The sequence below is a fragment of the Streptomyces sp. BBFR51 genome, assembly GCF_044591655.1.
Lineage (GTDB): Bacteria > Actinomycetota > Actinomycetes > Streptomycetales > Streptomycetaceae > Streptomyces.
On sequence record NZ_CP172448.1, the window covers coordinates 4,707,974 to 4,720,901 of the forward strand.

The window sequence follows — 12,928 nt, forward strand, 5'->3', positions numbered from 1 at the left end:
CGGGGAGGCGCAAGGTTGTTCGCCCGTAGCGGAGGGAACCGGTACACGCGGCATGGAGTGTCAGTCCCCGCGGGTAAGACATCCCTAGTGGGAGGGGGCGACACGCAGCCCGGGCCGTCTCGCGTTCGCCATCGGCGTACTGGCGAGTGGGGTAAGTGCCTGGCCTGCGGGAACATCGTCTCGCACCATCGGGTTGTGGCAGATGTCGGCGTCAGGGGTCAGGAGGCCATCGACGGTGTCGGCAGTTGGAATGAGCGGTCCCCGCTTGCGGGACTAAGCTGCGGAAGGACAGGGAGGGGAAGTTCCCCTTACTGCCTGACCGCTCTGAGGAGCGATTAACGATGTTCGAGAGGTTCACCGACCGCGCGCGGCGGGTTGTCGTCCTGGCTCAGGAAGAAGCCCGGATGCTCAACCACAACTACATCGGCACCGAGCACATCCTCCTGGGCCTGATCCACGAGGGTGAGGGTGTCGCCGCCAAGGCCCTTGAGAGCCTCGGGATTTCGCTCGAGGCGGTCCGCCAGCAGGTGGAGGAGATCATCGGGCAGGGCCAGCAGGCCCCGTCGGGTCACATCCCCTTCACCCCCCGTGCCAAGAAGGTTCTGGAGCTGTCGCTCCGCGAGGCCCTCCAGCTGGGCCACAACTACATCGGCACGGAGCACATCCTGCTCGGCCTGATCCGCGAGGGCGAGGGCGTCGCCGCCCAGGTCCTGGTCAAGCTGGGCGCAGATCTGAACCGGGTGCGGCAGCAGGTCATCCAGCTGCTCTCCGGCTACCAGGGCAAGGAGACCGCCACCGCCGGCGGTCCTGCGGAGGGCACGCCCTCCACGTCCCTGGTCCTCGACCAGTTCGGCCGGAACCTCACCCAGGCCGCTCGTGAGTCCAAGCTCGACCCGGTCATCGGGCGCGAGAAGGAGATCGAGCGGGTCATGCAGGTGCTGTCCCGCCGTACCAAGAACAACCCGGTGCTGATCGGTGAGCCCGGCGTCGGCAAGACCGCCGTCGTCGAGGGCCTCGCGCAGGCCATCGTCAAGGGCGAGGTGCCCGAGACCCTCAAGGACAAGCACCTCTACACCCTGGACCTCGGCGCGCTGGTGGCCGGCTCCCGCTACCGCGGTGACTTCGAGGAGCGCCTGAAGAAGGTGCTCAAGGAGATCCGCACCCGCGGCGACATCATCCTGTTCATCGACGAGCTGCACACGCTGGTCGGTGCGGGTGCCGCCGAGGGCGCCATCGACGCCGCGTCGATCCTGAAGCCCATGCTGGCCCGCGGTGAGCTGCAGACCATCGGTGCGACCACGCTGGACGAGTACCGCAAGCACCTGGAGAAGGACGCGGCCCTCGAGCGCCGCTTCCAGCCGATCCAGGTCGCGGAGCCGTCGCTGCCGCACACGATCGAGATCCTCAAGGGCCTGCGCGACCGGTACGAGGCGCACCACCGCGTCTCCATCACGGACGAGGCCCTGGTCCAGGCGGCGACGCTCGCCGACCGCTACATCTCGGACCGCTTCCTGCCGGACAAGGCGATCGACCTGATCGACGAGGCCGGCTCGAGGATGCGCATCCGCCGGATGACCGCGCCGCCGGACCTGCGCGAGTTCGACGAGAAGATCGCCGGCGTCCGCCGCGACAAGGAGTCCGCGATCGACTCGCAGGACTTCGAGAAGGCCGCCTCCCTGCGCGACAAGGAGAAGCAGCTCCTGGCCGCCAAGGCCAAGCGGGAGAAGGAGTGGAAGGCCGGCGACATGGACGTCGTCGCCGAGGTCGACGGCGAGCTGATCGCCGAGGTCCTCGCGACCGCCACCGGCATCCCGGTCTTCAAGCTCACGGAGGAGGAGTCGTCCCGCCTGCTGCGCATGGAGGACGAGCTCCACAAGCGGGTCATCGGCCAGATCGACGCCGTCAAGGCGCTGTCCAAGGCGATCCGCCGTACCCGTGCCGGTCTGAAGGACCCCAAGCGTCCCGGCGGCTCGTTCATCTTCGCCGGTCCGTCCGGTGTCGGTAAGACCGAGCTGTCCAAGGCGCTCGCGGAGTTCCTCTTCGGTGACGAGGACGCGCTGATCTCCCTCGACATGTCGGAGTTCAGCGAGAAGCACACGGTCTCGCGTCTCTTCGGTTCGCCCCCCGGCTACGTGGGCTACGAGGAGGGCGGCCAGCTGACGGAGAAGGTCCGCCGCAAGCCGTTCTCGGTCGTCCTCTTCGACGAGGTCGAGAAGGCCCACCCGGACATCTTCAACTCGCTGCTGCAGATCCTGGAGGACGGTCGCCTGACCGACTCCCAGGGCCGGGTCGTGGACTTCAAGAACACGGTCATCATCATGACGACCAACCTCGGCACCCGGGACATCTCCAAGGGCTTCAACCTCGGCTTCGCCGCCGCGGGTGACAAGAAGACCAACTACGAGCGCATGAAGAACAAGGTCCAGGACGAGCTCAAGCAGCACTTCCGGCCCGAGTTCCTCAACCGCGTCGACGACGTGGTCGTCTTCCCGCAGCTCAGCCAGGACGACATCCTGCGGATCGTCGACCTGATGATCGACAAGGTCGACGAGCGACTCAAGGACCGGGACATGGGCATCGAGCTCTCCCAGTCCGCCAAGGAGCTGCTGTCCAAGAAGGGTTACGACCCGGTGCTGGGCGCGCGTCCGCTGCGTCGCACGATCCAGCGCGAGGTCGAGGACACGCTTTCGGAGAAGATCCTCTTCGGCGAGCTGCGCCCCGGTCACATCGTGGTCGTGGACACCGAGGGCGAGGGCGAGACCAAGACCTTCACCTTCCGGGGTGAGGAGAAGTCGGCCCTCCCCGACGTCCCGCCGATCGAGCAGGCCGCGGGCGGCGCTGGGCCCAACCTGAGCAAGGAGGCGTAGCCCTCCGGGGTGAGCCTGGAAAGGGGCTGCCCGGGACTTCGGTCCCGGACAGCCCCTTTCCCCTTTCGCAGTCAGATCCCGAGGATCCGGGCCCCGGGGAAGAGGCCGGTGAGCCGGGTGGTGTCACGCCCGCGGGAACCGAGCAGTTGGACGGTGCGCACGCCGGGCAGGGCGGGCAGTGCGTCCGGGTCGATCTCCAGGACTGAAGCGTCCAGCAGCAGAAACGCGAGCTGTGGCAGCTGGGAAAGCTCCGTCCAGTCCGCGGTGGTGACGCGGAAGCCGGGCAGGCTGAGTTCGCGCAGCATGGACCAGTGGGACAGGCCGCGAAGACCGGTGTCCGCGGTGACCCCGCGGCCGAGATAGAGCTGCCTCAGGCACGCCACCATCGGGAGGGAGTCGGTCAGGCGGGTGCCCGGGAGCCGTTGCATCACGGACAGTTGCTGAAGCGAGGCCAGTTCGTTCAGGCCCGTGAGGTCGCCGCCGCCGACGATCGTGAGGTTCTCCAGAGGCAGTGCGGAAAGGCGCCCGATGCCCCGCGCGGGCCCGCAGTCGAACAGTGCCAGGTGCCGCAGGGAGCTGAGGACCGCCAGCGCGTCCAGGTCGCTCACCTCCGGGTTGTCGAGCATGGACAGCTCCTCGACCGCGCCCGGATCCGGCACACAGGCGAGGATGTCGTCCAGGGTGTGCGCGCCGCGGAACTGGAGCTTGGGCCACGGCCGCATGCTCGCGAGCACCGCGCGCTGCGCCGCTGTCGTGCAGGCCAGGAACAGCTTCGTCGGGTCCAGGTGATCCAGAACCTCCACCGCGTACTTCCGCGCGTCGAACCGCTCCCACGTCCCCACGAGCTGCCGCCGCACGCTGAGAGCCGCGTGCTCCCGGAACCGGCGCAGGACCGCCAACGCACCGCCCGGTTCCTGTCCCGCCAGCAGCGAGGCCGTAACCGTCACCCCGTGCGCCTGCGCGTCCGTCAGCCCCTCCGGCCCCGGCAGCAGCTCCAGCACCAGCGGTCCCGCCTCCGCCAACACCTTCGCTTCCTCCGTCGACCCCGGCGGAATCAGCGCCCCGGCCCGCGCCTCCACCTCCGTCCGCACCGCCGGGTCCAGGGCGGTCGCGTGCTCCAGGCAGGCCAGGGCGAGCAGCGTCAGCCGCGGCTCGTTCTCCGCCAGCAGCCGCCGCAGGAGCATCGCCCGCTCCCCGGGCCGGGCGTGGGCCACGGCCATGCGGATGACGTCCTCCCACTGGGTGTCGCCGGCGTGCCCGGCCAGGACGTCGAGGTGGCCCTCCTCGACCGCGTACCGCGCGCCCAGGTAGTCCTGGAAGGTGCGGTGGACGAAGTGCAGGACCCCCTCGCCGGGCTGCCGGAGCAGCCCGCTGCGCAGGACCAGCGCGCGCAGGACCGTCGCCGCGTCGCCCTGCCCCGCCGCCGAGGCGACCGACGGCAGCGAGCGCTCCACGATGCCCTCCGCCGTCTCCACCTCCATCTCCGTGCGCCCGCTCAGCACCAGCGCGTACGCCAGCCGCTGGAGCAGCTCGAGTTGGGCCTCCTCGCTCAGCTCCACCGTCTCCATGCCGCGCTCCCGGTCCCGGCGGGCGAGCAGCATCGTGAGGGCGGCGTCGTACAACTCCTTGCGTCCGGTGGGGAGGTAGCCGCGCCGTTCCCGGTGCAGGGCGCAGATCAGGCCGCACATCAGCGGGTTGGTGGCGAGCCGGGCGAGGTCGCGCTTGGTGCGCAGCGCGTCCAGCAGCCGCGCCTCGTACTCGGGTGCCCGGGCCGCCGCGTGCCAGCGCCGTACGAAGGTCGCGACGTCGGCCTGGCGCATCGGGGTGAGGGCGAGTTCCCGGAAGCCCTCGGCGGCCAGCCAGTCGGGGCGTACGGCGGAGGGGCGCGAGGTGAGCAGCCAGCGGTTGCCGGGGAAGGCGCGGATCAGGGCGAGGAGCCAGTCGCGGGTGCGGTGCCGGTCGGCGGCGGGGATCTCGTCCAGGCCGTCGACGAGGACCAGGCCCCGGCCGGCGCTCAGCACCCGTTCCGCCCAGCCCTCCGCAGGGGTGAGCGGGCAGCCCACCGCGGTGAGGAAGGCCGCGGGGGAGGGCAGCGCGCCCGCACGGATCAGCGTGCGCAGCGGCAGCACGTACGGGATCCGGTCGCCGTCCCGCGCGGCGGTCACCGCGAGCCACTGCACCAGCGTCGTCTTGCCGGAGCCCGCGTCGCCGCGCAGCAGTACGCGCTCGTGGGTGAGCAGTGCGTCCTCGGCGGGGAGGCGGACGGTGCGCTCCGGTTCCGTGTACTCCACCGGGAGCGCGGCGGGTTCCTCGTCCCCCGTCGCCTCCAGGCTCAGGTAGGCGACTTCGAGGGGCCAGCGGTCGGGGGAGTCGCGCAGGTCGATGCCGTAGATGGTGACGCGGTTGTGCTGTTCGGCGACGTACGGCAGGTAGCGGCGCTCGAAGGCCGTGTCGCGGGCGTCGGGCCTGGGCGTGCGGGTGATCAGCTCGTCGATCTTCGCGATCAGCTCGGCCTGGCCGCGGGCCTGTTCCACCAGCGTGCGGGCGACGAACGTGGAGCGCCGGGTGAAGAACTCCAGGATGTGCAGGCAGGCACACTCGGTCGCCGAGTCGAGGAAGTAGCGGGCGTCGCCGCAGAGGCCGTCGCCGGACCGGGGGGCCTGCCGCCGCAACCGGACGGCCAGCTCACCGTGTCCCAGCCGCACCGCCTGGACGTCGTCCATGTCCAGGTCGCCCAGGGCGAGGAGCCGTGCCGCCAGGGCGTCGGTGACGGCGTCGGTCTCGTCGGGTGGGAAGGGCGGCTCTCCGGGGAAGTCCAGGGCCGCCCCCACCAGCCGCCCGGCGAGCCGCCGCACCTCCGTCTCACCGAGGTGGCGCCGCTCGCCCCTGAAGGACACCAGGTCGGTCAGCCGGACCGGTCGGTCGACCAGTCCGGCGCCGGGCCCGCCCGTCACGAAGAGCTTCTTCACCAGCGGGGCGACCAGGCTGGACGCCAACTTCCCGCCGAGTACCGCCGGTTCCATGCGCCCCCCGTGGTCGGTCGCCGTCCACGGGAGCCTAGCGGGCGTCAGGACACCCGCGTCACGACAACTGGCCGTCGTAGTCCGGGAGATTGAACGTCCGCTCGGCGTGGCCGCCCGACAGGTCGGTGGCGCTGTTGCCGATGTTCGCGATGATCGTGTAGCCCTCCGACTCGATCTCGGCGCGCTGCTCGGTCTTGTACTCGGCGACGTCCTTGAACAGGTCGAGGAACCCGCGGACGTACAGGCCGGAGGACTCGTACCCGGCGTGGGCGAGGTTCCACTCGGTGGGCGCCTCGACGATGCTGCGGCGGTAAGGTGCTTTCGGGGGTCGAGTTAGCCCGATCGTGTGATGGTACGGGCGCAGGCTTGCGGTTCTCTGGGCTGATCGGGTTGACGTGATCGTGCGATCTGGGACGCCGGGAACGGAGCCGGCGTGCGGGGCCCCCTCTCCTCCGGAGTGAAGGTTTGGGGCTTCTCCGTCGCCCTCTGTCCGTGCCCACTTGGCTAGGTCGTGAGGGAACTGGCCTGCCTGGGGCGGACCACGCACGGGATGCGTGTCGCCACCCAGGGGTCGAGTACGCCGGGGACCAGTGCACCCAGGACCGTTCGGGGTGTGCGGCTGAGCAGACTCCTGCTCAGCCTCCAGGGACGGTGGGGTCCCCTCATGTCAACGCGGATGCCTGACGGCAACTATCGCGTGCATGCTTGACCGGGCAGGTGGCCGGACGGCAGCGATCGGACTACTGAGTGGTAGTCAGCCGTCCGGCCAGAGCTCACGCCGTGATCTCCACCCCGTTCGGCACGTTCCGCACCCGGGGCAGCCGGGGGTTGACCCGCAGCACCCGCAGCCGGGGGAAGCCGGACAGCCAGGAGACGTCCGTGTCGGGCAGCTCCGCGTTGAGCCACAGGTGGGTCAGCTGATCGGGGAGCAGCCCCGCCAGCAGCTCCTCGGCCCGCATCACACCGGCCACCTGGATGCGCGGGCGTCCGCCGAGTTCACGCAGCGCCGCCAGCTCGGCGGTGTCGGAGACCGGGAAGTAGAGGCCGTCCGGGTCCAGGTGGGCGATGATCTCCTGGGCGTACCGCTCGGTGTCGAAGTGCCGCCAGCCCCGAGCGAGTTCGGTCCGCACCGGCAGCGCGGCGCGGGAGCGCAGACGGACCAGGTAGTCGATGGCCGCGTCGTCCTGGACGCGGGTCGCGGTGTACGCGAGCAGCAGCGCCTGCCGGTCGTCGGGGACCTGGCCGGGGTCGGGCAGCAGCTCCAGGACGATGGGGCCGACCCAGCCGAGGCCCCGGGCGGCCAGCTCCGTCGTCGGGCGCACCAGGTTCTTCGTCCGGTCGTGGACGAGCCGCTGGACGGCGGGGTCCAGCTCGGTGACGTGGTCCAGGCAGGCCGCGGCCATCAGCCTGCGGTGGTTGATCTGCGACCGGCGCAGTCCCGGCGCGGGCGCGAGCAGCCGTTCCAGGAACTGGGCGCACTCCTCGGGCCGGGCGTGGGCGGCGGCCATGCGGATGACCTCCTCCCACTCGGACTGGTGGGCGTGGTCCACCAGCGTGGGGAACCGGCCGCGCGCCACGATCTCCTTCGCGGCCAGGTAGTCCTGGAAGGTGCGGTGGACGAAGTCGACCGACTCGCCCGACCGTTCGCGCAGCAGGCCCGTACGGTGCAGCAGATGCCGGAAGATCTTCGCGCCGTCCCCCTGCGCGCGGGCGGCGGGCATCGCGGGCAGCGCGGCGTCCAGGATGCCGACCGCCCGTTCCCGGGTCAGCTCGGAGGCGTCCTCCTCCAGCATCGCGTGGGCCAGCTTCTGCAGCAGCCGCTCCCGGGTGCTCTGCTGGAGCCGCACGTCGTCGGCGTACAGGACGTCCCGTTCGGGGTCGCGGCGCTGAAGGAGCATCTCCAGGGCGGCGTCGTACAACTCCTTGCGGCCGCTGGGCAGGGAGCCGGCCCGGTCCCGGTTCAGCGCGCATATCAGGCCGCACATCAGGGGGTTGGTGGCGAGCTGGCGCAGCTCGCGGTAGATCCGTACGGAGTGCAGGAGCCGCTGTTCGTACTCGTCCAGCGTGGCCCGCTCCCGCTCCCGCGGCGCCGGGGAGCGGCTCTGCTCGTCCAGCCGGGCCGCGGAGTGCCAGTCCCGGATGAACCGCGTCACCTGGTCCCGTGACATGGGCGCGAGGGACAGTTCGACGAAGTCCTCCTCGGTCAGTCCGTCCCCCGAGAGCCAGCCGTCCGACACGGCGGAGGGCCGGGAGGTGACCAGGCAGCCGTTGCCGGAGAAGACCCGCAGCAGGCGCCGCAGCCGGTCGCGCAGCTCGCCGCGGGTCTTCTCCGGCGCCTCGTCGATGCCGTCGACCAGCAGCACGGCCCGGCCCGCGAGCAGGGTCCGCACCACCCAGCCCTCCGGCGCCCGGTCGGCGAGCGGGTGCCGGACCGCGTGCAGGAAGTCGTCCGGGACCGGAAAGCCCTCGCGGGCGAAACGGCGTACGGGGAGCACGAAGGGGACCCGGGAGCCCTCGCGGGCGGCGGCCACGGCCAGCCACTGCACCAGGGTCGTCTTGCCCGAGCCCGCGCCGCCGCGCAGCAGCACACGGTCATGGTCCTCCAGGGCTCGGTCCGCAAGCAGCACGGTGCGCTGCTCGTCATCCGCGCCGGCCACGCCGCCGCTACGCTCCTCCGCCTCCAGGCTCAGATAGGTCTCCTCCAGCGGCCAACGGTCGGGCGCGTTGGGGAAGTCCACGCCGACGATGGTCAGCCAGCCGTGCCGCCGGGCCACCCATTGGGCGTACTCGGCCTCGAACGCCACGTCCTCCTCGGGCCGTTCGGGCTGCCGGGCCGCGACCTCGGCGTCACCCAGGTCGACCAGCTGGGCGATCCGGCCGGCCCGCCCCGCCAGTTGGCGCTGGAGGTAGGGGGAGCGCCGCACCAGGTGGTGCAGGACGTGCAGGCACACCGAGACCAGCAGAGCGTCGTGGAACCAGGCCGCGTCCGGCGACAGTTCCCGGTCCGCGCCCTGCACCGCGCCCCGCAGCCGCCGCGCGTAGTCCTGCGGCCCGAGCCGCACGGCGTCGGCGTCGGTGACGTCGACCTCGGCGATCGCGAGCAGGGTGCGGGCCAGGACGTCGACGACGGGGGCCAGTTCGGCGGTGGGCGCGGCATGCCGCTCGGCGGCGAGGTGCACCAGGTCGGCGGCGGTGCGGTGGACGTCGTCCGGAGTGGCCGAGGCCTTCGTGCCGCGCCAGGTGACCAGGCCGGGGACCGGCTCGGAGAACACGGGCGGCCGGGCGGGGTCGCGGAAGAGCCGGTGGACGAGGGGGGCGGCCAGGTGGGAGGGGGTGCGGACGACGGCATCCATGAATGTGGGCTACTCCCCGAGGTGGGTGCGGTCTACGGTCGCCAGGGTCTCGAACTCCTCCACCCAGGCCGGTATCTGCCCGGCCACGGACCCGTCCACTTCCCCGCCCACGTAGACGGAGGTCAGGCGGGGGAAGGCCGACAGCCAGGACAGCCCCTCCACCGGATGCGGCGCCTCCAGCGCCAGGTGGGTGAGCTGCTCGGGCACGATCAGCGCCGTCAGGTCCTCGACCCGGTAGGCGCCCCGGATCGTGAGGCGCTGCCAGCCGCCCAGTGAGTGGAGGGTGCGGAGATCATCGGGCGTGGTCACCATGAGGTACGACTGGTAGGACAGGTGCGCGAGGATCTCGTGCGCGTACCGGGCCCGGTCGAACTGGTCCCAGGCGCCGGCCAGGGCCCGCTGGACGTCCTCGCTCGGATGGTCCCGGAAGCGGGTCAGGAAGTGCAGCGCGGCCTCGCTGCCCACCTCGATCGCGGTCTGCACGGTCATGTAGGCCGTCCGGTCCTCGATGCCGTCCGGGCCCGGCAGCATGCCCAGCACCAGATCGCCCCCGGCCCGCGCCACCTCCTGCGCCGCAGCCAGGCCGGCCGGCGGGACGTGCGCCGCCAGCCCCTCCTCCACCCGCTCGCGCACGACCGGCTCCACCTCCGCCGCATAGCGCAGCCCGGCCGCAGCGAGCAGCGAGCCGCGGGGGGTGCCCTGGTCGGCGAGCCGGCGCAGCATGTGCTCCGCCTCCTTCGGGCGGGCGTGCGCGACGGCGAGCAGGATGACGTCCTCCCACTCGTCCCGGTGGGCGTTGTCGACCAGCAGGTCGAAGTCCATCTCCTGCACGGCCAGCCGTGCGCCCAGATAGTCCTGGAAGGTGCGGTGGAGGAAGTCCACCCGCCCCTCGGCGGGTTCGCGCAGCAGCCCGGAGCGCAGCAGCAGCGCGTCGTAGACCCCCTCGCCGCCGACAGCGGACAGATTCAGCGCGGGCAGGGCCCGGCCGATGATCTGGAGCGCCTCGGCCCGGTCCATCTCCGCACGTCCGTTGCGGATCAGCCACCACGCCAGCTTCTGCAGCAGCTGGACCTGGGTCGTGTACGGCAGCGCGGTCCCGGCGGGGGCGTGCAGCTCGCGCTCGCGGTCCCGGCGTTCGAGGAGCATGGTCAGGGCGGCCTCGTACAGGGACCGGCGGTCCTGCGGGAGGAAGCCGCGCCGGTCGCGGTGCAGGGCACACAGCATGCCGCACATGAGGGGATTGGTGGCGAGCCGGTTCAGTTCGGAGGAGGTCCGCACGGAGTGGCGCAGCGCCACGCCGACCGACTCCTCCGCGCCGGCCGCGCGGTGCCAGCGCCGTATGAACGTGTCGACCTCCGCACGACCCATCGGGGCGAGGTCCAGCTCGTGGAAGCCCTCGGCGGCCAGCCAGTCCTGCGGTACGGCCGAGGGGCGCGAGGTGACCAGCCACAGGTTCCCCGGGAAGACCCGCACCAGTTCACGGAGCCAGCGGCGGACGGTGGCGCGGCGGTCGTCGGCGATCTCGTCGATGCCGTCGACCAGCAGCACCCCGCGGCGCGCCCGCAGGACGCGCTCGACCCACCCGGGCGGCTGCTCCCCCGCCACGGGGGCGCCGACGGCCCGCAGGAAGTCCCCGGGCACGGGCAGCTCGGCCCCCGGGCGCACGATCCGGCGCATGGGCAGCACGAACGGCACCCGCCCGATCAGGTGGGGCAGCCCGTGGTCGTAGGAGCGGCTCGACGTGGTGACCGCGAGCCACTGCACGAGCGTGGTCTTGCCGGAACCGGCGACTCCGCGCAGGAACACCTGGTCGTGGCCGGCCAGCACCTGCTCGGCGGACAGGCGCAGCCGCTCGGCTCCGACGGGCTCCTGGCGTCCGTGGCGTGCGCGGGTCGCCGCCAGGCTCAGATACGCCGTGTCCAGCGGCCACTCCCGGGTCCCCGCGTCCAGCCCGTAGATGGTGAGCGTGCCGTGGCGGGCGGCGATGTGGTCCGCGTAGCGCTCCTCGAACCCGGCGTCCTCGGCCGACTGGGACGGCAGCCGTTCCAGCAGTACGTCGACGGCCTGGACCAGCCGGGCCAGCTGCTGGGTCTGGACGGTCTGCTGGCGGGCGACGTAGGTGGAGCGCTGGGTGAGGAAGTTCAGGATGTGCAGTGAGGCGGTGTGCAGCAGCCGCTCGTACAGCAGCAGGCCGCTCTCGCCGAGCCCGTACGGGGACAGCGGCACCCCGGTGCGCAGCTCGCGGGCGAAGCGCTCGGGGCCGAGCCCGACGGCCTCGTAGTCCTCGACGGTGATCTCGCCGAGCCGGGCGAGGGTGCGGGCGAGGGCGTCCTTGACGGCGGTCGCCTCGGCGGCGTCGACGGGCTCCTCCCCGGGCCCGGCCGCCGTCAGGGCCCTGCGGACCAGCTCCCCGGCGATCTTTTCGACGTCCTTGGGCGAGACGGTCCGCTTCTCGCCCCGGAACGACACCAGCGCCGATATCCGCACCGGCCGGTCCACAAGACCCGCTCCCGGGCCGTCCCGGACGAAGAGCCGGCGGACCAGGGGCGCGACCGCGCTGGACGCGACACGGGCCCCGAGTGCTGTGACGTCGACCATGGTCCGAGCCTAGGTGAACCCCCTTGCGCGGGGGGCGGGTTAGCCGGGACGGGAGTAGCCCCCGTCACATTCACCGGTGCTTCGATCATGGGCGCCGGTGATGTGCCGCACAGGGCTTTTGCCCCGTACTACGGGGAATAGTGGAAACGGCAAGAGCCAGCAAATCGGACATATCGGGACGTGTGAGGGGTCGGCGTCCGGGGTCCTGAGCTGGTTTTGTCCTGAATGGCGGCTCTGTCGAGAGTCATGACGTTTCGCGCTCAAGTACTAAATACGGTCGTAGGTCACACCTTTGTGCGGTTCGGGGCCGTCGGGTTACCAAGGTGGAGCCCGCCCGACGAGCGCCCTGTGCGTCCCGCCGGAGGGGCATTCCTCTGCTCCCGTCCCCATGAGGTTCGAATGTTTCCGCGTGTCACGTCCCGTTCTTCCCGTACGACCCTCCGCACTCGCGCCGCGGTGATGGCCGCAGGCCTCGGAGCCTCGGTCGCACTGGGAGCCGGGGTCGCGGCCGCCACCGGCACCACGGCGGCCTCCAGCACCAACGCCGCCGCGAGCGCCGTAGAGGCCCAGGCCGCGGCGCAGGCCAAGGCGGCCAAGGCCGAGAAGGCCGCCGCGAGCGCCAAGAAGAGCACCACCGCCACGAAGACGGCCACCAAGAAGAAGGCCGCCTCCTGGGTGGACCCGGTCAAGAAGTACGAGCTGAGCGCCAGCTTCGCCCAGAACGGCGGCATGTGGGCGCACAAGCACAGCGGCCAGGACTTCGCCGTGCCGATCGGCACCAACGTCGTCGCCGCCCACGGCGGCACCGTCGTCAAGGCCGGCGGCAACGGCGCCGGTGACGGCCCCGCCTACGGCAACGCGATCGTCGTCAAGCACGGCAACGGCATGTACTCCCAGTACGCGCACCTGTCCAAGATCAACGTGAAGATCGGGCAGGTCGTGAAGACCGGCCAGTCGATCGCCAAGTCCGGCAACACCGGTAACTCCAGCGGTCCGCACCTGCACTTCGAGATCCGCACGACCCCGAACTACGGCTCGGCCGTCGACCCGGTCTCCTTCCTGCGTGCCAAGGGCGTGACCGTCTAAG

The 12,928-nt window shown here is 71.5% G+C and carries 5 protein-coding genes and 1 pseudogene; 2 read left to right on the forward strand and 4 right to left on the reverse strand.

Features of this window, described 5'->3' with window-relative positions; genetic code table 11:
* Positions 1-341: 341 nt before the first annotated feature.
* Positions 342-2,867 (forward strand): ATP-dependent Clp protease ATP-binding subunit, encoded by a 2,526-nt coding sequence (locus tag ACGH7X_RS21575; RefSeq protein WP_399887036.1) that lies wholly within the window; start codon positions 342-344, stop codon positions 2,865-2,867.
* Between the two features lie 71 nt (positions 2,868-2,938).
* Here ACGH7X_RS21575 and ACGH7X_RS21580 read toward each other — a convergent pair whose 3' ends face one another.
* The 4 genes and pseudogenes from ACGH7X_RS21580 to ACGH7X_RS21595 all read right to left on the reverse strand — a co-directional run bounded on the left by ACGH7X_RS21580 (position 2,939) and on the right by ACGH7X_RS21595 (position 11,841).
* Complete coding sequence (locus ACGH7X_RS21580; protein ID WP_399887037.1) at positions 2,939-5,890, reverse strand: NACHT domain-containing protein; 2,952 nt, start codon at positions 5,888-5,890, stop codon at positions 2,939-2,941.
* 58 nt (positions 5,891-5,948) lie between these two features.
* Positions 5,949-6,200, reverse strand: a pseudogene (locus tag ACGH7X_RS21585) (HAD family acid phosphatase); the annotation flags it as partial.
* A 463-nt stretch (positions 6,201-6,663) separates the two neighbouring features.
* Positions 6,664-9,243 (reverse strand): NACHT domain-containing protein, encoded by a 2,580-nt coding sequence (locus ACGH7X_RS21590; RefSeq protein ID WP_399887038.1) that lies wholly within the window; start codon positions 9,241-9,243, stop codon positions 6,664-6,666.
* A gap of 9 nt (positions 9,244-9,252) precedes the next feature.
* Entirely contained in the window at positions 9,253-11,841 is a 2,589-nt protein-coding gene (locus tag ACGH7X_RS21595) for an NACHT domain-containing protein (protein ID WP_399887039.1), read from the reverse strand.
* A gap of 399 nt (positions 11,842-12,240) precedes the next feature.
* Between ACGH7X_RS21595 and ACGH7X_RS21600 the strand changes: the two genes are divergently transcribed.
* Positions 12,241-12,927: a M23 family metallopeptidase gene (locus tag ACGH7X_RS21600; RefSeq protein ID WP_399887040.1), complete on the forward strand. Its 687-nt coding sequence runs from the start codon at positions 12,241-12,243 to the stop codon at positions 12,925-12,927.
* The last annotated feature ends 1 nt before the right edge of the window (position 12,928 follow it).